The organism is Pseudomonas sp. FYR_5, assembly GCF_043106315.1.
In the GTDB taxonomy this organism is placed as follows: domain Bacteria; phylum Pseudomonadota; class Gammaproteobacteria; order Pseudomonadales; family Pseudomonadaceae; genus Aquipseudomonas; species Aquipseudomonas putida_Y.
Map to the genome: position 1 here is coordinate 47,836 of NZ_JBICMK010000049.1, position 20,138 is coordinate 67,973.

The 20,138-nt window shown below is 51.7% G+C and carries 15 protein-coding genes; 13 read left to right on the plus strand and 2 right to left on the minus strand.

Features of this window, described 5'->3' with window-relative positions:
• The first annotated feature begins 739 nt into the window (after window positions 1-739).
• The 11 genes from ACF8RA_RS07180 (at window position 740) to kdsB (ending at window position 13,918) form a co-directional block, all read left to right on the plus strand.
• A complete protein-coding gene (locus tag ACF8RA_RS07180) occupies window positions 740-1,531 on the plus strand; it encodes an ABC transporter permease (protein WP_179052354.1) in 792 nt (263 codons plus the stop codon).
• Window positions 1,532-1,544: 13 nt separating this feature from the next.
• Window positions 1,545-2,198: an ABC transporter ATP-binding protein gene (locus ACF8RA_RS07185; RefSeq protein ID WP_047605250.1), complete on the plus strand. Its 654-nt coding sequence runs from the start codon at window positions 1,545-1,547 to the stop codon at window positions 2,196-2,198.
• A 52-nt stretch (window positions 2,199-2,250) separates the two neighbouring features.
• Window positions 2,251-3,357 (plus strand): ABC transporter permease, encoded by a 1,107-nt coding sequence (locus tag ACF8RA_RS07190; RefSeq protein ID WP_252458421.1) that lies wholly within the window; start codon window positions 2,251-2,253, stop codon window positions 3,355-3,357.
• Window positions 3,350-4,438 (plus strand): polysaccharide biosynthesis/export family protein, encoded by a 1,089-nt coding sequence (locus ACF8RA_RS07195; protein WP_392518980.1) that lies wholly within the window; start codon window positions 3,350-3,352, stop codon window positions 4,436-4,438. Before ACF8RA_RS07190 ends, ACF8RA_RS07195 begins: the two co-directional genes overlap by 8 nt.
• 495 nt (window positions 4,439-4,933) lie before the next feature.
• Window positions 4,934-6,595, plus strand: coding sequence for a glycosyltransferase (locus ACF8RA_RS07200; protein ID WP_339444521.1), 1,662 nt, complete (start codon window positions 4,934-4,936; stop codon window positions 6,593-6,595).
• A 295-nt stretch (window positions 6,596-6,890) separates the two neighbouring features.
• Entirely contained in the window at window positions 6,891-7,829 is a 939-nt protein-coding gene (locus ACF8RA_RS07205) for a CatB-related O-acetyltransferase (RefSeq protein WP_392518981.1), read from the plus strand.
• 102 nt (window positions 7,830-7,931) lie between these two features.
• Window positions 7,932-8,327 (plus strand): pantoate--beta-alanine ligase, encoded by a 396-nt coding sequence (locus ACF8RA_RS07210; RefSeq protein ID WP_108191494.1) that lies wholly within the window; start codon window positions 7,932-7,934, stop codon window positions 8,325-8,327.
• A complete protein-coding gene (locus tag ACF8RA_RS07215) occupies window positions 8,320-9,453 on the plus strand; it encodes a CDP-glycerol glycerophosphotransferase family protein (protein ID WP_108191493.1) in 1,134 nt (377 codons plus the stop codon). The genes ACF8RA_RS07210 and ACF8RA_RS07215 overlap by 8 nt, the downstream gene beginning before the upstream one ends.
• Window positions 9,453-11,732 (plus strand): tetratricopeptide repeat protein, encoded by a 2,280-nt coding sequence (locus ACF8RA_RS07220; RefSeq protein WP_392518982.1) that lies wholly within the window; start codon window positions 9,453-9,455, stop codon window positions 11,730-11,732. The genes ACF8RA_RS07215 and ACF8RA_RS07220 overlap by 1 nt, the downstream gene beginning before the upstream one ends.
• Before the next feature lie 27 nt (window positions 11,733-11,759).
• The gene (gene kdsA / locus ACF8RA_RS07225; protein WP_392518983.1) at window positions 11,760-12,602 is read left to right on the plus strand and encodes a 3-deoxy-8-phosphooctulonate synthase; all 843 of its coding nucleotides are present in this window, start codon (window positions 11,760-11,762) and stop codon (window positions 12,600-12,602) included.
• 29 nt (window positions 12,603-12,631) lie between these two features.
• A complete protein-coding gene (gene kdsB, locus ACF8RA_RS07230) occupies window positions 12,632-13,918 on the plus strand; it encodes a 3-deoxy-manno-octulosonate cytidylyltransferase (RefSeq protein ID WP_392518984.1) in 1,287 nt (428 codons plus the stop codon).
• An 86-nt stretch (window positions 13,919-14,004) separates the two neighbouring features.
• On the opposite strand, the gene ACF8RA_RS07235 is transcribed toward kdsB, so the two are convergent.
• Complete coding sequence (locus ACF8RA_RS07235) at window positions 14,005-15,009, minus strand: hypothetical protein (protein ID WP_339535581.1); 1,005 nt, start codon at window positions 15,007-15,009, stop codon at window positions 14,005-14,007.
• 1,493 nt (window positions 15,010-16,502) lie between these two features.
• On the opposite strand from ACF8RA_RS07235, the gene ACF8RA_RS07240 reads away from it, so the two are divergent.
• Window positions 16,503-17,285, plus strand: coding sequence for a CatB-related O-acetyltransferase (locus ACF8RA_RS07240; RefSeq protein WP_339444517.1), 783 nt, complete (start codon window positions 16,503-16,505; stop codon window positions 17,283-17,285).
• Window positions 17,286-17,503: 218 nt separating this feature from the next.
• Here ACF8RA_RS07240 and ACF8RA_RS07245 read toward each other — a convergent pair whose 3' ends face one another.
• Complete coding sequence (locus tag ACF8RA_RS07245; RefSeq protein WP_339444516.1) at window positions 17,504-18,436, minus strand: KpsF/GutQ family sugar-phosphate isomerase; 933 nt, start codon at window positions 18,434-18,436, stop codon at window positions 17,504-17,506.
• Window positions 18,437-18,974: 538 nt separating this feature from the next.
• Between ACF8RA_RS07245 and ACF8RA_RS07250 the strand changes: the two genes are divergently transcribed.
• Window positions 18,975-19,943, plus strand: coding sequence for a phosphotransferase (locus ACF8RA_RS07250; RefSeq protein WP_339535579.1), 969 nt, complete (start codon window positions 18,975-18,977; stop codon window positions 19,941-19,943).
• The last annotated feature ends 195 nt before the right edge of the window (window positions 19,944-20,138 follow it).

The following is a 20,138-nucleotide window of genomic DNA, read 5'->3' on the forward strand; positions in this document are numbered from 1 at the left end:
GTTACCCTGCGTTTGATCCCTCCCCTCTGAAGCGGATAACCTGACCTCTGGGCCAGGGCTTCGCACTCAACGCAAGGGCAGAGCAGGGGTGAGTAGGATCGTTCTAACCACGGAGGCATCTCCTCTCCCTGCTTAGAAGCAAAAATCTTGATTAAAAGCCGCAAGCATGCGGGCCCGCATCACCCGTCCAGCCCCAATCAGCGCTCTTCCAGTTCATGATCACCTGCCGCATTTGCTTGTTGTTTTTTTGGCTCTGCATCAAATAGCTCCTACCGCGCGTGCGGCTTCGGCCGATTGTGAGATGTGCATATACCGCTCCAACGCATCACGAACACGAAAAACATCCCTATTACGGCTGACATACCAATGACCAAGACGGATATGACAAAGGCGTAACCTGAAAACCTTTGAGACTGTCCTTGTCTGATTCACTAACTACCAACGACTACAGCGTTGAGCTCGAACGAAATCATCTGCCAAGGTTGCTGGGCACGCTCAAGCCAGAATCGGATGCAGGAGTCGAGGTACATTGTCCAGCATGTGATCGACGAACGGCAGCAAGCCTTCACAGAGATTCGGCCCACCTCGCTTGACGCTTATGCCCTCTGACGCTTAATCTTCCGCCCCTTAGAACAGGGAAGTATTCGGAAGACTCCGCTCGCAGTCGCAACAGCGCTCCTTTCCTGAAGATGAATTCCGGCGTGCCACAGGCGCGCTGCTTTGCTTTGCGGTTGCCACTTTGAAGCCTCGTTCCCCGCTGCAGATTCAGAAATCGGTCATCTTCGCCCTAGTCCTGCGCGAGGCCCGTGCGCGGGTTGGAAAAAGTCGCCTGGGCGCGCTCTGGATGCTGCTTGAGCCCATCGTTCACCTGCTGGTGTTCTCCCTTCTGTTTGCAATGCTACGTGGCCGCACCCTCTCCGGCGTCGAGTACCCGGTGTTCATCCTGGTCGGCATGGCCCCCTTCCTGCTCTATCGAAATACCGCCCTCCGGCTCATGGATAGCCTAAGGGAAAACCGCTCCTTGTTTGGCTACAAGCAAATCAAGCCACTGGACACCTACTTGGCCCGCGTCATTGTCGAAACCTGCATCGCAGCCACGGTTTATGCCATCCTGGTCTTCGGCTTTGCGTGGTATGGCTTCGACATGTCCATTCACAGCCCTCTTGAGTGGGTCGCGACCCTGCTACTCGGCCTGCTATTTGCCTTTAGCCTGGGCATGCTCCTTGCGCTGATAACCCACGCCCTTCCCAGCGTGAAAATCGTCATTCGCATGGCCTTCTTCCCACTCTATTTCATCTCGGGCGTGCTGCTTCCAGCCTCTTACCTGCCGCAGGCAATGATGCCAGTGCTGCTGCTCAACCCGTTCCTGCACATTCTCGAACTGATCCGTGCAGAAGTACTGCCCCATTACACCCCGGTCGACGGTGTATCCGAGACCTACGTCATCAGCTTTACCCTGGTATTGCTGTTCCTGTCGCTGGGCGCCTACCGCGCTCGCAGGATGCACCTGATTTCCACCAAGAACGGTTAAGTACAGGCCAAACGTGTTCGAGCTCAGAAACGTCACCAAGTCGTACCTCACGCCGAATGGCCGCCGATACGTCTTTCGCAACCTGTCGCTGGCAATCCCGCCAGGCAAGAACATTGGCTTGATCGGCCGCAATGGCGCCGGCAAGTCCACGCTCATGCGCCTGCTTGGCGGCGCAGACGTTCCCGACTCCGGCACAATCATTACCGACCGCAGCATTTCATGGCCGGTCGGTTTGACAGGCGGCTTTCAGGGCAGCATGACCGGGCGCGACAACATCAAGTTCGTCTGCCGAGTCTATGGCGCTACGGGCGAAGCCATGCGCGAGAAGATCCGCTACGTGCAGGAATTCGCAGAGATCGGTGACTGGATCGACGAGCCAATCAAGACCTACTCCTCCGGCATGCGCTCTCGCGTAGCGTTTGGTTTGAGCATGGCCTTCGACTTCGACTACTACCTGATCGACGAAGTGATGTCGGTGGGCGATGCACAGTTCAAGCGCAAGTGCGCCGAAGTGTTCAAAGACAAGCTGCAGAAATCCAACGTCGTACTGGTCTCTCACTCCATGCCCGAGATCGAGAAGCTATGCGATGTGGTGCTGCTGGTTCGTAACGGCGGCATCCAGGTGTATGACGACGTTGCCGAAGGCATCAAGGCCTACAACAGCTGATCAACCTACTCCAATTACGCAGCACCGTTCGACTTCAAGGATGCATCCAACTATGAGCAGCACAGGTAACAAGAAGGGCTGGCGCCTGGCGATCGCCATGGTGGTCTTGCCAATGATCCTGGCAAGCGTCTATTACGGCGTATTTGCCATAGACCGCTTCGTCAGCTCCGCCCAAGTGGTGGTACGCCAGGATGGCGGTAATCAGGGCGCTCAGATGCCCGGCCTTGCAACCTTACTGACCAGCGCCAACCCGGCATCGCGAGAAGAAACCCTGTACCTGCGCGAATACATCACGTCGACGGACATGATGCTTCTGCTTGAGGACCGCCTGCACTGGGTGGAGCAGTACGCAGCCCAACGTCGCGACGTATTCTTCTGGCTCAACAAGGACGCAGCTCGCGAAGACCTGCTGAAGTACTACCAGCGCATGGTTTCGGCCCACTACGACGAAACGACCGGCCTGCTGCGCGTCGAAGTCCAGGCGTTCACACCGGAACTGTCCGAGAAAATGCTGCGCGTCATCCTTCAGGCAAGCGAGCACTTCGTCAACGAAGTCAGCCACAGAATTGCCCGCGAGCAAATGAAGTTCGCCCAAGGGGAACTGGAAACCGCGCGCATCAACTACGCCACACGCAAAACCCAGCTTCTGAACTTCCAGAATGAGAACAAGGTACTGGACGGTGGCAACAGCGCACAAAGCCGCGCCACAATCATCGCCGACCTTGAGAGCCAGTACACCAAAGAGCAAGCAGCCCTCACCGAGATGTCGTTCAAGCTGCGCGGTGATGCCCCGCAAATCCGTCAGCAAAAGCAGAAAGTCGAAGCGATCACCCAGCAGTTGGCCAAAGAAAAACGTCTGCTGGTATCGTCCCCTAACGGCTCGCAGCTGAACGTGGTTGCATCGCGCTTCCAGCAACTGACACTGGATGCCGGCATTGCTGAAGAAACGTATAAAGCCTCTGTGGCCGCACTGGACAATGCACGCGTCGAAGCCAGCAAGAAAATTCGCACCCTGGTGACCGTAGTTAGCCCCAACACCCCCCAATTAGCACTGTATCCGGAGCGTTGGTACAACCTGGCAACCATTTTGCTGGGCCTGCTGATGCTTTATGGCATCACCCGATTCATTCTGGCTTCGATCGAGGATCATCGTGATTAAATCCCTTGCTGTCTCTCGCACCTTCAACCTGAAGCTGGCAGCACTCGCCCTGGCAACCCTGGGCCTCGCCGGCTGCAGCGGCACACTGTCCGGCGCTGGGCCGTACAAGGGTGCGATCGAGGCAAAAACCGACGCTTACAACCTGGTCGACATCAACGCCAAAACCATCGCCCCTTACATGCACGAGGCTCAACAGCCCGCATTGGCCACGGTGATTAAACCTGTGTCGCCAGAAGTTCGCCTGATGCAGGGCGACGTGCTCAATGTGCTGATCGCCGATACCGCACCCGAGGGCTCTGCACTGTTTGCCCCGCTTGCTACCGGCGGCACTCAGCTGAAGACGCGCATCGATGCTCAAGGCATGCTCTCGCTGCCTTACGTGGGCCGCCAATTTGTTGCAGGCATGACCCTGAACCAGGTTGAAAACCTTATCCGCCGACAACTCAAGGGCATCACCACCGACGTGCAAACCCACGTTGAACTGGTAGGCGACCTGTCGGGCTCGGTACTGGTGGCTGGCGCAGTAAAAACGCCAGGCCGTTTCAGCACTCTGCAAGGGCCACTCACCCTGCTTGACGCCATCAACCAGGCAGGCGGCCCCGTCATGGAACCGCACCTGGTTAACGTCACCGTACGCAATGGCACCCAGGTACAACAGCTTAACTATGAGAACGTGCTGGCCGGCAACAACATGGTGCTGCGCCCTAACTCGGAGGTTGTGGTTGACCGCGCCCGTCAGCGCTTTGTTGCCATGGGCGCCGTCAGCGAGCCAGGCCTGAAAGACCTGCCAAGCCAGAACACCACCTTGCTGGATGCACTGGGTAGCGTCGGCGGCCTGCGCGAGCAGAATGCCAACCCTGAAGGTGTATTCGTGTTCCGCATGAACGAAGGCTCGACTGCAAAGCCGACCGTACTTCGCCTGAACATGCGTGATCCTGCCGCAATCTTCTATGCCAAGCAAATTGCCATCAAACCCGATGACACCATCTATGTAACTAATGCTGCCGTGTACGAGTGGCAAAAAATTATCACCCCGATTGTCCAGACCATGGTTCTGGGCCGCGCCGCTGGGGTTCAATAATATGTGCGACTCTCCCTGCCGTACGGCAGGGAGACCCCTGCCACCCATCGTAAGGAAGGATCAGCACCCAAAGCGCTACCCCCCTTTCTTTCACTCCGCTTGAATTCTCAGCCCCGAACCACCCGAGAAAAGCTACGCACGCAGAAACATTTCAGTCACGAAAGTACTGTACAAGTAACCCCAAGCAACCCCTGCAAAGAAAGTGATAACGAGCCCTTATCATTTAACCAGGAGGAAGACATGGGAGTCATTGTATATAACACCCTGCTAATCGCCGCCTGTTTTGCAACTTTCCTACTTCTAGCATCCGTGGTCGGATGGGCACTGCACCTCCCTCAGCAAGACGAAGCCTGAGCTCCTTAACATCACACGACCTTGCAATCAGCGCGGCTTTCAAGACTAAATTCACGCTAGGCCATTTCTAGCTTTCATGTAACAATACCCCTTCTTAAGGCGTGAACGGATGCGGCCGAGAATTCAATAGGGGGCGAGACATTGAAGCAAATCATTTCGGTACTGTACGGCCTGGGAGAACAAGCAGGCGGTGTAACACGGGTCTCCTTGACCCGAACTGAAGCTCTGGCAAGCCCAGAAACTCATTCCAAGATGGCCCTCCTCTCTTATGACGACAACCTTGAAACAACTTTCGAGAACCTTGTCGCGCAAGGGCGCATCTCCAGCGAAATCAGTATTGTAAATATTTACAAATGGTTCGCAGAAAAAAATGAACTTGCACGGAAGCTGCGAAAGAACCCGACCAGCAGCACACTTGAACATGTGAAGGTCAAGGTCCGTCGACGTGCCGAGCACATAAATCAATTAGACGTTAAAGTGGTACGCTATTTCACGGACGATGAGACGCTGTTTCTTGAAGAATACTATAAAGGCAATGGCGAATTTGCAATGGCGGCGCTTTTTCAATCTAAAGCCCCCACACTGAAATTCAATTCTTTGAGGACATTTCAAGCCTACTGGCTGAATGAAATCAGCAAGAGCTACGAAACAACCCACTTGATCGCAGATGCGATTCACGCGGCCGAAACGATATGCATGGTTGATGCCAAAGGAGCACATAAAGTGCTCATGATGCACAGCAACCACCTGATGAAGCCCTACACCCCAGGGTCCGAAGTTGCCGCCAAATATCATGGCGTCATCAAAAGCATCCCCAATGCCGATCGACTGGTACTATTAACCCACGCCCAACTTTCCGATCTGACCGAGCAATTCCCTTGCGATAGATACCGAGCCATTGGCAATCCTATTAATGTAGCCGAAAGCCAGAGCGAAGTTATTCGCGAGAAGAATCTTGCCGTAATTGTCGCACGGCTACATTCGATCAAGCGAATCAAGAACATGATCAAGGCCTTTACGAAAGTTGTAGAGATCCTGCCTGATGCACGACTTGAAATCTGGGGATCTGGCGAACAGAAAGATGAGCTTCAAGCTGAAATTGATAAGCTGAATGCTAACACCTCAATCAAGCTAATGGGCTTCGCCACTGACGTGTCAGGCATCTTCCGACGCGCAAGCGTCAGCTTGGCTATGTCCGCCACAGAAGGCTTTGGAGTAAGCTTTGCCGAATCGCTTGCCTACGGGACACCACTGGTATCGATAGACACCAACTATGGCCCTAAAGAAATTATTACAAATGGCGTAGACGGCTTCATCGTAAAAACTGAAAAAGAGTTCATTGAAAAAACCTGCCTACTGCTGAGCAATCATGAGCTGTCGATCAACATGGGCAAGGCCGGCATTATCAACATGGAACGCTTCCATGCAGAAACCATCACGCAGCGCTGGGTAGAGCTTTTCGAGGAGATCGAAAATAATCCTCACACTCCCACCCTAGCCGCCACTGCCGCCACTGCTACATTGATCAATACTGCTGCAAGCAAATTCGGCTGGATCTACCTCCCAAAAACAGAAGACCCGGCAACAATTGATAAATATAAGACAGCCAAGTCTGTAGTTATCAGACAGGTGCTGGATTCGAAAAAGTTCCTCGGCGAGCCAACCGACCTGCGCGAAGGCATACATGAGGTCGACGAGATGATGCTCGACGAACCAAAGGGCCTTTATCGCTTCCGAGCAATGAAACATGGCACAGCGTACAAAGGCATCATAGCGGCCGAGTCCGTGGAGTTTGCAATCTAACCGGGATTGTTTTGGCCTGCTTCGGACAACCAGGCAGGCCAAACAGCCTACTTATTGGCGCCATTAATTTATCGCGTGATATCAATATGATGTCACTTTCTGACCTCTCGTTCAGTGCCGTCCTCGAGAAAATCAAAAATCCCCCACAAAAAAAATAATTCGCGGCCACTTGACGGATTGACATAATACTGACACACACGTAGAATTCCTGCGCTTATTAGCTGCGCGCACTAATCGAAAGCTGCTTTTAGAGCGCAATAATGGAAGCGCAATACTCTGGAGAGGGTAAGGAAACTTGGACGCAAAATTAGTAGCAGACTCAGCAAACGTAGCGGAAGATTCGCAGTTGGGTCAACCGGTTAAAATTTACGATAACGCTGTTATAGAGACAAAAGCCAAGATTGGCAAGTATTCTGTAATCTCCAGCGATAGCATCATCGGCGCAAATAGCGTTGTCGGGAACTATTGCACCATTGGCGCCAACACCAAAATTTCGGTGGCCATCGCGGCGCCGCAGAGCTTTTTCAGTACACACTCTTTCCAGTACAGCTCCGAGCACTTCAAGGATGTGAAGAACTATCCGAAGATAAATGCTTCTCCAGAGCCCCCCGCACCTACGGTTATTGGTAATGACGTGTGGATCGGCGCCAACGCATCAATCTGCAAGGGCGTTACAGTGGGCACCGGTGCAATTATTGCTAGTAATTCATTCGTTGCTGAAGACGTTCCAGCCTATGCCGAAGTTAGTGGCAACCCAGCGAAAGTCGTTCGCTATCGCTTTGATGATGAGACCATCGGCCAATTCCTGAACAGTGGATGGTGGGAGCTTGAGCCTAAAGACATGTCTGGCTTGGACTTCCAAAATCCGCTGGATTCACTTGAGCGCATCAACTCTTTGAAATTGCATTTGAAACTTAAAAATCGCAATTCCTTGGCAGGCAAACTCAAGAACTCGGTCAGCGGCACGAACTCGGGCATCATCTGGTTCTCGACCCCATACGCCTATGCAGACATGGATGCCCTAGACGGCGTCAATGCAATTGAAGTGATTTCGCACGAGCCAGGCGCCGAGCCAAATGCCAAAGTGCTGAGCGCGGGCGTTTACCCACTTGCCAAGTCGACTTACGATCCTAAGCGCGGCTGGTATCGCCTCGATATCACTAGCGACGGCTCACTATTCAAAGGCAAGATTGCAAAAAACAAGCTTACCTTCCAATTGGTAACTATCAATTAACGGTACTGCCTGTCGGTCTTTAGATCACAAACATACCCGTGGCGATAAAATTGTCATGTGTAAATAAATTTTGGCTCTACCATATTCACTAAAGGGATATTTATGAGAACCGTCATCACCTTTGGCACCTTCGACGTGCTCCACATTGGCCATGTTAAAATCCTTCAGCGCGCACGAGCCCATGGTGATCGACTGGTTGTCGGTATCTCCTCAGATGCACTGAACTTCTCGAAAAAGCAACGCTACCCTGTTTATCCAGAGGCAGAACGTCGCGACATTATTGCCGCTCTGTCCTGCGTGGACGAAGTATTTATAGAAGAGTCTCTTGAACTCAAAGGTGAGTACATCAAAGAGTTCGGTGCCGACGCCCTGATTATGGGGAATGACTGGGAAGGTCGCTTCGACGAATTCAAGTCCCTCTGTGAAGTTATTTACCTTCCTCGCACCGAAGGCATCTCCACTACACAGCTGATTGCCGAGATCAAGAAGTATGGCTGAACTTCCGAGGATTGGGTTTGTTGGCTGGAACCCCTTCCAGTTCCTCCACATCAAGAAACTTGCAAGCACCTTTCCAGGTGCCTGCTTCGTTATTGAGAAACGTCAAGATTTTATTTCTGAATTCAGCGATGAAATCCTCAATGACCCAGATACGCCGATAATGGTCTGGGACAGGGCTCAGATGCCAACGCTTGATGGCGTGTTTGACATCATTGTATGTCAGACACCTTTCTCCCGTATTGAAACCATTGAAAAATCTAAGATTGCAATGATTCAGTACGGATACGCTAAAGAGCCGCATAACTACGGTCCTTGGCGTGCGCTGGCCGATCTTTGCATGACGTACGGACCTTACGCCTCGGAGCGCATCGCACATTTCAGCCCTACAGCATCGGTCGGTAATCCTCGATACGATGACTGGCACCGCCCCGAGTTTCATATCGCAGCAAAGGCCAAGCATGCGGACAAGATTAATCCAGCCCGCAAAACTGTGCTTTATCTTCCGACCTGGGGTGAACTGTCCAGCGTTGACCGTTATCTGACCGCTATTTACGAGCTCTCAGTTGACTACAACGTACTGCTGAAAATGCACCATAACACTGAGCTGCTGGAAGGCGACCGTAAAAGTAAAATGGACCTCGACTCCATTTTTCACTTTGGTGCCAATGACGACCTGCTTGAGTTGATAGCACTTGCAGACATCGTAATTTCCGATTACAGCGGTGCCATTTTTGACGCCATGTATTGCCAGAAACCCATTGCCCTGCTCCAAAATGACCTAGCAGAGCAAATGGGTGGCCGAAAAATCGACGAGTATAGCCTTGAGTACGCTCGACGGGACGAGCTGGGCCTGACCATTGACTCGCCCGAAGCCCTGGCCCCCGGAATTGCAGAGTTGGCATCCGAACCAGGCAAGCACATCGAGAAGTATGACCAACTTCGCAACCTGCTTTTTGTCGATACTGATAACTCTCTAAGCCTGGCACACAATGCGCTGGTCGATCTCTGGAAAGGCAAGTACACACTAAGCCAACCGCAGGCTTATGTACGTAAAGAGGTCAAGGAACATTACACAACCAAGCGTCAACTGGCGATAGCCAAGAAAAAGCTGAGCGAAGCTAAATAATGTCATCTCTCAAGCAACATTTACTCGTCAAATCGATATTTTTGCTTTCAAAATTTGGGGCTCATCGCGCCAGTTTAGCGTACACGGATAAATTGCTGCGCTCCGAGACCTCTCTGAGCCAGTTGCGAAAAGCGTTGGATTCCGCCTACGCCAACGGGGATCATGACGCCGCCCTGAAGATCTCCGAATATGCCGTTCAGCATTATCCAAGCAATTCGTTCGGCTATATCGAGAAAGCTAAAATCCAGGCCGAACAAGGTGCTATCGACGCCGCCATACAAACACTTAACCTTGCGCCATCTTGCGCACCAGTTAATGATGCGTTATCCAAACTACGATTTGGCGAAGTAGCCCCCAAAAAAACGGTCTCGCCAAAAGCCAAGGCCAAAACAAAGCCGAAAGCCAAGCCCAAAGCGGCTTCTCCTGCGGCTCCAAGCGCGCTTGAAGTTTCATTAATCAAAGCAGGCTCCGACACTTCCGCTCTTGAGCTGATTGCTCAACAAGCTCGCCAGGCGATTATGGACAACCCTGGCAATGCTACCAACTACGGGGTCTTGACAAGGGTTCACAGCCAACTCAAAGAGCATGAAAAGCTCATTGCAGCCATTAATTCATTCCCGGAAGAGATAGCCTCAAGACTGCACTATAGACTCATGCTCGCACGCGCCTATCAATTATCGCGAGATCAAGAGTCAGCATATGAGGTATTGATAAAGGCACAAGTCGCCCACCCCTCTGAGCGCAAGCTTTTGATGCGCATCAGCGACATGCTGAAAGATGATGCGAAAGTCGCCCGGGCCTACTCATACCTGTGCGCGAGCCAAGCCTTGTACCCAACTTACGGAACAGTAAAACGGCTGTCGTTCGAAATCGATAACTTCCTATTCGATGCTGCCCGCAATACACTTGGCAGCATTCTTGAGTTTCCACGCGAAGTTGTCATGAAGTTTATGCCGATGATCAACCGTGCTACGCCATTCTTTCCTGAAATGCGTGAGCAGATTCAGGCTGCACGTGGTAATGCCCGTCAGTTGCTGGCAGCAGAAAAGGGCCGGAAGGGTATAAATCCTGATGATCAGCTCAAGGTCGCCATTAAATGCCGGTGGCTACACGAGGCGCAACAGATTATCAACCGCAATAAAGGCGGCGCCCAACCTGTATCAGAGGAAAACCAACTCTGGCTCGACACTGTAATTCGCAACCTTGGCCCCGCGCAGGCGCTGGTAGAGATTGCTTCGAGCAATGAGTCATCAGCAAGCCTCCATGGCTTGTATCAAGGCTCGATTATTAACATCAATAGCCGCTCAGTTGATGTTTCGAAAGTTGTCGAAATTTTCATCCCGACGGTCTTTTTTGCCGCACCAGGCGAGGAAAAGCCAAGCTACGCTACGGTTCGTGAATTTTTGATGAATGTCTTCAAATACCTGCTAGGCCGTAAAGACTTAGTGCTCGTGCCAAGACATCAATGGAACTGGCGTAACTGCGACCCTAGCATTCCGGGTTCGCGTGTAGTGAGCTACCATACCAATGCGCCTTACAATGTCAATCATCTGCATATTCAGGAAGTGCCTCTGGCAGGCCGATGCAGCATCGATTACCAAGGCTTTGCCGGCTACTCATCCCTTGCCGCTGAGCATGAGCAGATTCGCGTAGCGAATAAGACTATCTCGGTTGATGCACTGGAAGAGAATGAACAGCACCTGCACGAAACGTACGTGACCAATAACGTTTCAAAGTATTCGCAGACGCAGGACCGTGTACAGTTTGATGATGACTACGTGTTTGTGGCCCTGCAAATCCCCACCGATACGGTAGCAGCACTGGCTGAGATCTCCGGTGTCGACTTGGTCAGAACAGTGGCAGAACACTTTGCTGGCACTGATACCAAGGTACGGGTCAAACGCCACCCTTACTGCAACAGCATGAGCGTCCAAAGAACCCTCAAGGATCTCTCTGAACGGGGTATCATTGAACTTTCCGACGCCTCAGTGCACGACCTTATTTCCGGTGCCAAGTCCGTATTTACGGTCAACTCCGGGGTTGGTCTTGAAGCGCTACTGCACGGGCGACCAGTGGTGATCACCGGTGAAGCCGATTATGCCTATGCAGTTGCAGCACACGCGCGCACGATCGATGAACTGAAAGCGTGCCTGCACGAAGAGCTAACGTTTGACAAAGGTCGAACCCAAGAGCTCCTGCACTATTATGTCAATTCTTACTCCATGGCGGCCAATGATGCATCCGCCATTCATCGCAAGCTCGAAACCTGGCTGCGCTGATCCCATAATTTAAGAGTGAACCGAATCATGATCAAGATTACCGAAAGCATTGAAGTTTCCAACTCCTCGCCGTTTGTCCTATTCGGCGGCATCAATGTTCTGGAGTCCGAGCAGCTGGCGCTGACCGCTTGCGAGGAGTACGTCCGGGTCACCGAAAAGCTAGGCATTCCTTACGTATTCAAAGCTAGCTTCGACAAGGCCAACCGCTCTTCTATCCACTCTTACCGTGGTCCAGGTATGGAAGAAGGCCTGCGCATCTTTGAGAAAGTGAAGGCTGAATTTGGCGTTCCAGTCATTACTGACGTTCACGAAATCTACCAAGCGGCCCCTGTCGCTGAAGTGGTAGACGTTCTGCAGTTGCCTGCCTTCCTGGCACGTCAGACTGACCTGGTAGTGGCTCTGGCCAAGACTGGCAAACCAGTTAACATCAAGAAACCGCAGTTCCTCAGCCCTTCCCAGATGCAAAATATCGTGCATAAGTTCAAGGAAGCCGGCAACGATCAGCTGATCCTTTGCGACCGGGGCACTTGCATGGGCTACGACAACCTGGTTGTCGACATGCTGGGCTTTGGTGTGATGAAACGCACCTGCGAAGATCTGCCAATCATTTTTGATGTTACCCACGCTCTGCAAAACCGCGACCCTTCCGGTGCTGCCTCTGGCGGCCGCCGCGATCAGGTCGTAGACCTGGCTCGCGCTGGCATGGGCGTTGGCTTGGCGGGCCTGTTCCTGGAAGCGCACCCAAACCCGGACCAGGCCAAGTGCGATGGCCCAAGCGCTCTGCCGCTGGACAAGCTGGAGCCATTCCTTACGCAAATCAAAGCCCTGGATGATCTGGTCAAGTCCTTCCCACCACTGGTTATCTCGTAAGCAAGCTTAAGGGAACATCGACTGTGAGCATGTCAAGCAGCGAACAACGCGTTGCGATCATCATTCCTGCGCGTTATGGTTCGACGCGCCTGCCAGGCAAGCCATTGGCGGACATCGCAGGCAAACCGATGGTGCAGCACGTTTACGAGCGTGCGCTTCAGGTTTCGAATGCGCACTCCGTGATTATTGCGACCGATGACGAACGAGTTGCCGAGGCGGTCCGCGCCTTTAGCGGTGAGTATGTGATGACCTCGCCTGATCACCCTTCAGGTACTGATCGCCTCGCCGAAGTCATGACTCAGGTCGATGCGGACATCTACATCAATCTACAAGGTGATGAGCCTCTGGTCCGTCCGAGTGATATCGAAGCACTGGCCGCAGGCATGCTCGCTGACTCCAGCGTCAATGTTGGCACGCTTTGCCATCCAATCGATGCTCATGAGGCGGGGAATCCCAATACTGTGAAGGTGGTATTGGCAGCGAACGGCAACGCGCTGTACTTCAGCCGTTCTCCGATTCCTTACCCGCGAGACAGCGAGACAGCGAGCTACCTGAAGCACGTTGGCGTATATGCGTATCGCCGTGAAGTGTTGGCCGAGTACACCAGCCTGCCGCAGCCGATGCTGGAACATGCAGAAAAGCTCGAGCAACTGCGCCTGATGACCGCTGGATATTGCATACGCGCCTATGTCGTTGAGCCAACCGGCCCTGGTGTTGATACACCAGAATGCCTGGAACAGGTTCGCGCACTAATCAACGGCCAGGACATTACTCCCAAGACGACTCTGACCGATATACGCTTGGTAATCACCGATGTTGACGGTGTTCTCACCGATGGCGGCATCTACTACGATGCAAGCGGTGAATGCCTCAAGCGATTTCATGTTCGAGATGGTATGGGCATGCGGTTGCTTGAGGAGAACGGAGTACGAGTTGCCGTATTGTCCGGGCGCGACTCAGCAACTTTGCGTAAGCGTGTTGCTGACCTGGGGATTACGCTTTGCCAATTTGGAGTCAAAGATAAGCTTGCAGCATGCAAGGAACTGATGGCCGAGGCAAACGTACAGCCTGAGCAAACAGCCTGTATTGGAGATGATTGCATTGATCTTCCAGCGTTTTCGGCCTGCGGGATGTCATTCGCCGTTGCCGATGCTCCTGCGTACATAAAAACAGCTGCTACGACGGTTTTAAAGACAGCTGGTGGTCATGGAGCCTTCCGAGAGGTTGCGGATCAAATCCTGACAACTCAAAATAAAGCCGATGCCTTGATCAGTGCTAAAGGCTATTCGAAGGTCATGACCTTAATGTCTCAATAAGTCACCTATGAAGCCCCAAGCCGTCTTGAATTCGTCGGATTGGGGCTTTGGGCTTCCCTTAAACAATAACCGTTCATAGATTTAAACTACTTCTCCACTGGTATTTTATATATTCGCGCAAAGCGGTCACCTCGATCCCCACTCACAATTCCCACGCAAAGGTAGACCCTTCCATTTAATCGCAATAACGCTAATCCTTCAGGCTCATATATACTCCCCTTCCCGTCTCGCAGCGCCTGTTGGCGCCCCAAACTTACGTCCAGGTCCTGATCAAGCTTTTCTCCCCGCATGGAGTACTCGAACAGGCGCTTTTGCATATCGATTTTGCTACTCCCCGCGATAATCCATATTCGAGAGCCGTCGCTAGCTATGCCCTGCAACGGGTAGTCTGGCCCACCAACCCCTTCAAGCTTCCACTCATACACCCATGCACGACTGAAATCTCCTCCCCCACTCCTAACTAGATCTGAAATCCTCCAAACTCGTATCGTTTGATAATCAACTCCTTTTTTCCTACCAGCAGCAATTAGAAACTTTTGATCCAAACTTATTGCTGGCGTAGCACTCACATACGACCTGTAATCCTTACCAAATAGCTTATAAAGCTGCACATTGCGGACCGGCGCCCCATCCGAGTAGCTATAGCGAACAACTTTTCGTAGATCTTTATAGTAGGTCCCCCAAAGCCTCAACCCACCAGATTTCAAATACTCTAATCCAAGTCCTTGATGCCCTACAACATCGCCCAATGGCTGGGAAAAGCCCAAGGAATCCTTATACTCCCCACCATCTAACGGATATCTATTTACCGTCGATCGAACACCACGTTTTGTCACCTCAAGATTGAGAGAATATATCTGCCGACTTCGTTCATCAAATGCAAATGATTGTATGCCATTCACCCGTCCACCTGCACCAAGGATACCATCCAAAGAAAAGGCCATTTTGCTGGAGACCATCCCCTCTCCAAACCTCATAAGCCCGCTGTTGGAGGAACTTTCGACGGCACGCATACTTGAAGTATCAGCACCAGCACAGCCACCTAACAGCCAATGAAACAACAGAAGTATCGCTAAACTTATTTTACTCATCACCCCCCCAGAATACTTTAATAGCATCACAACCTCCCGAAAACTCAGCCACCTCACGTGACGAATGATAGCTAAAAATACTTAGAAAACAAAACTTTTCAACTTCCTAAACCAGAAAAGCACCACCTGACAAAACGAACTTTTACTTAGAATATCCTACCAAAAACGGCGAGCACTCCAAAATATCGCACACCCACGAGCAAATGCAAATTAACGAACAACAGATTACATTCAACGAACACAAAGCTCACTTAGCGTCTAATTTCTCCCTCAACTCCCAAGTGACATGTTATCTCGATATAAACCGAAATACTGAAAAGCCCTCACACCCTCAGAAAAACCACCTGCACATTTCCCCCTACGTATCGCTAGCGCACTGTAGTACTCGACAGCCAGGCATACACCGAGTAGAAACAGAACCCTTCACAAGAACAGGCAATTAGTCCGACTCAAAAGCTCACCTGCATCCTAGGCATCTCTGCGCCAGCGACTCTCTCAGGTCTACCAAATCTGGCACAATAGCGCCCCAACACTAACACTTAAGGATATTCACCACCCAAAGAAAACCCAGTAGGATTCCAATCTTAGGACCCTGAACCCCGAGAAGTCATGAAACACACAATTGTACATTGTTATATTAAAGAAATTTTCAGGAAGCGTAGAGTTTCATTCCAACTTAATGACTAGCTTGACCGACACAAGGGCAATAACTTAATTGTCTTTCAAGACGACTTGCAAATAGAATAAAATGCCGCCATCCCTGTCTCTGAAAGCAATATATCTACCTTATATCTGCTTTCCTTGCCAAATCGCGTATCGGAAGATACTGCTCAATTGTACTTCGCTAGCTTCGTCGATGGGCGACACCCATACTGGTGAGTGACAACATCACTACTCACTCACAGCTACAACGTAGCGATATATAACGAAAGATGTTAGCCCGCAATTAAGCGACTAAGCGATCCTGAGCGAGTAGTTATTGTGAATAATATTTGGATAGGTGAGAATATGGTTCTGGCCGCAACATCACCATTGGAAACGGTACTGTCGCAGCAGGCGGATCTGTTATTGCAAAGGATGTTCAGCCTTATGAAGTCATGGGCGAAAACCCTGCAAGACTATCAAGCTTAGGTTTCCCAAGGACATACGAAACTCATTACTAGAGTCGTCCTGATGGAGATTTCATCTCAAGACTTTTAAGACATGGACATTACATACCTAGGATCCTTTGCCAAGGACGCCATCAAACGCGAGCCAAATGGCGACGTTCAACCCTATCGGCCAAAATCACGAACGCCATTGACTTGCTCATCCTACGAGACCCCCAAAAAAATGTATAATAAGGCTCGTCAACATTACACAGTTGGCACCACCCGGTTAAACCATTGACGGATTAGTACGAGAAGAACATCATAGCCTTTAGTTTCTCTCATCCTTTTCCCCTAAAAGTCGCCCCCCCCAAAAAGAAAACCCACATAGACATCAGAAAACAAATGAAAATAAAATTCGGCACCGTCAAACAATTACTTCTAAATCATCGAGTGTTTTTTGGCGGTCAATCACTTGACATTCTCCCACCCTTTTATTCAAACGATCTCGCCATCGAAGTACCCAAAAATTTTTCAACTGAACCCTACTGTACGTATTGGGGAAAAAACGGCACCCGCCTAATTTCAATGGGCTCGTTTTCCTATACCAGATCTGTACTTCCAGAACTTATATCAGTAGGACGCTACTCATCAATAGCTCACGGACTTACAGTTCTTGGTGACCGCCACCCTCATGAGTGGGCATCTACCTGCCCATCATTTTACAGCCCTCAGTCAGGACTTATGAAGGCTTTGACAATGGACACAGGGCTAGAACCTCCATTCCAAGTTTTTAATAGAACAAAGAAGTCTATCAAGATAGGTAATGATGTCTGGATTGGACAAAATGTCACTCTAGCGCAAGGTATTACAATTGGCGACGGGGCTGTGATCGCCGCCAACTCATTGGTAGTAAAAGATGTTGCCCCGTACAGCATCGTGGGGGGCAATCCCGCAAAACACATCAAAAATAGATTTAATGACTACATCATAGATGCAATGAATTCACTCAAATGGTGGAAGTACTCTGTACAAGACCTGATGGGAATGGATGTTACCAACCCACACGTCTTTTGCGCACAATTGACACAGCGGATAGCGACCGGTGAACTCCAAGAGTTCACACCAAAAAAGCTAACTTTTAATGATTTAGCTGAAGCTGTCAAAATGGAAAGCGAAACCAATTGAAATCGAACCAAAAAGCCCGCAATAACGCGGGCTTTAAGGGTCACTTTCAGAGCGTGGTAGCTTTAACCTTCAGCACACCTCGCACCCGCACTTCAAATATTCCGCTGAAACCATACTTAGCAGCCATCGAATCGTTAGCACTCAACAGCACTTTTCGTTTGGCGCCATTCAATATTCGAATAAAGGCAGCTTATGTATTTGACGACGAATTTACGAAGCTAGTCAAAAATCTCAACAACACCCACAACCCCTCCCACCGCATCAGTCACCGCCAACGCCCGAATCTTGTTATCCAACATATAAGACTCAGCTTCCGACAGCTGCGAATCTTCCAGGATAGTGTGAGGTTTTGGAGTCATGAACTGTGCGACCGTCTCGCGAACGACGCCTTCGTTCTCTAGCAAGGCGCGACGAAGGTCACCGTCAGTCACGATACCGACGAGTTTTTCCTCATCCATCACCACAGTCAGGCCAAGCCGGCTGCGCGTCATTACCAAAAGGCAGTCATGGAAGCTTGTAGTCGGGGTAACCACAGGTGCCGGCGAGTGCATCACATCACGTACACGGGTGAGCAGCTTGCGACCGAGGCTGCCACCGGGGTGATAGCGCGCGAAGTCCATTGGCTTGAACTGAATGGCTTCGATCAGCGCTACAGCCAACGCATCGCCCATGGCCATGGTTGCCAAGGTGGAGGTGGTTGGTGCCAGGTTGTTCGGACAGACTTCGCGCTCGACCGAGATATCCAGCCAGATATCCGCATGCTTGGCCAGCGTGGACTTGCCGTTGCCGGTCATGGCGATGATCTTGTTACCGAACGACTTGAGGCTCGGGATCAGCTTGATCAGCTCTTCAGTCTCGCCGCTGTAGCTGATGAGGATCAGTACGTCGATTGGCTTGAGCATACCCAGATCGCCATGGAAGGCTTCGGCCGGGTGCAGGAAGAAGCTGGGGGTGCCGGTGGATGCAAAGGTTGCGACCATCTTCTGGCCGATCAGGCCGGACTTGCCCATGCCACACACCACTGTGCGACCTTGGCAACCGAGGATAAGCTCGACTGCGCTCTGAAATTCGCCATCAAGGCGGTCAGACAATTGCGTGACTGCTTGGGCTTGCGCAATGAGTGCTTCTTTGGCAATGCTGAGGTGATTCATTTTCGTCCCTGACGACATCTGAAAAATGCGAAGCCGCAAATGTTAAAGTTTTTACATCGCGAAGCAAAGCGCGACAGCCTTTAGTTTGTTGATAATCTGACTGGTGGGAGCCCAAAGCGGATACCCCAACAGTTACGCACCTGTCCCTTCTACTCACCAACTTGCCACTTGCGCAGGTAACGGCGACGATTGGGGCCCCTGCACCTGAAAGGGGCCAAACGAAGGTAATCGAATCCAAAGGGCGCGTTCGAACGACGCTGCGGAGTGCGGCTTCACCGCTATGCAGGGCGTGCTTTTCTTGCTCCAAACCGACCCAGGGAGAAGCCAAATGATGCCTTTTCGCCCTTATCCATCAACGTCTTATCGTAATTTTTCGTTGTGCCCAAGCCATGTATGCAGCAGCATACGCCCCTTCTAGATAGAGATCGGACACCGTCCCCCCTACATGGATGTCATCCCTCCCCCCTGCCAGCCCGCCTTGAACAGGACTTTTTACCGCTGGCAGCGAGCCCCCCTGGAACAGCACCTGGTTGACCTGATGCCTCATTGGCGGGGAAAGCAGCTGGATATCCGTACCCAGGACCTCGCCTCCAACGCCTCGTTCGTCAACTACGTACGGCACCACAGCGTGACAGACCCAAGCACCGGGAAGTCGCTGGAAGTGGTAGAGAAGTCGATACGCAAGGTGGCCTTCCTCGGTAGCCAAGAGGCCAGGTTCCATCGCGCCGAAGGAATGCTTGCGGGCAGCATGCATTTTCGTCACCCGGCCTGCCTAGGCGTCATCGAGACCCCTTGGGAGAGTTTTATCTTTACCGCGTTCGTTCGAGGCAAACCTCCCCGAATGCACGCCATTGCCAAGCAACTGGCACAAGGTATCGCCGAGCTCGAAGTGTTGAGCCACGACTACCTTGAGCTGGAGGGGCGACCGGCACGACAGGCAGTGATGCACTGGAGCATGGATTTTTTCCGCCCTTGGTTTCTGCTTCGACCACGCTTCAACTTTGCTCGCTGCCTGCCAGGGCTTGAGCAGCTTGGCAGGCAGGACCCACGTTTTGCAGGGTTGGCCCAGCGCTTCAAAGCCTTTACACCGGTCATTCAGCGACTGGCCGCCCAGGCGAGACGCAGCCCTCGTTGTATCAGCCACATGGATTACCTGCGCAAGAACCTGTTCGTGGTCAAAGGGCAGTTGCACCTGATCGACTGGAGCGAGGTCAAGGTAGGCCGGGTGGGATTCGATGGTGGTGCTTACCTTGGCAGCCTCTTCAGGCGCAAGGAGATGAACGTCTTCCTGGCTGCACAGAAGGACTTCGTAGAGGCCTACTCCGCCGCGCTGACGGAACGATTCGATCGCGAAGATGCCCTGCGTAACCTGCACTACGTATTCCTGCTGACCGCATTGTTCCACTGCCTGCGACCCGAAACGATCGAGGAGTATCGAGAGCGCGACAAGATGGAGCTCCTGCAAGAGAAATATGCCTACCTGCTGGAACTATTGGTCAAGGACTGATTGTGGCGAGGATGCCCTGCAAGGCAACGATTGGTCCAGTCCGCGTCGATAAGATGTCATTTTGATGTCATCCATCAGCATTTACGCAGATTGTCTAATTTCTTTTTGCGTTTTAGCCGAATCTGCGCGCGCGCAAATGTGAATATGTATTAAGATTCGCCCTCATTTTTCCACCGGTTCGCCAAGGCCCCGCGC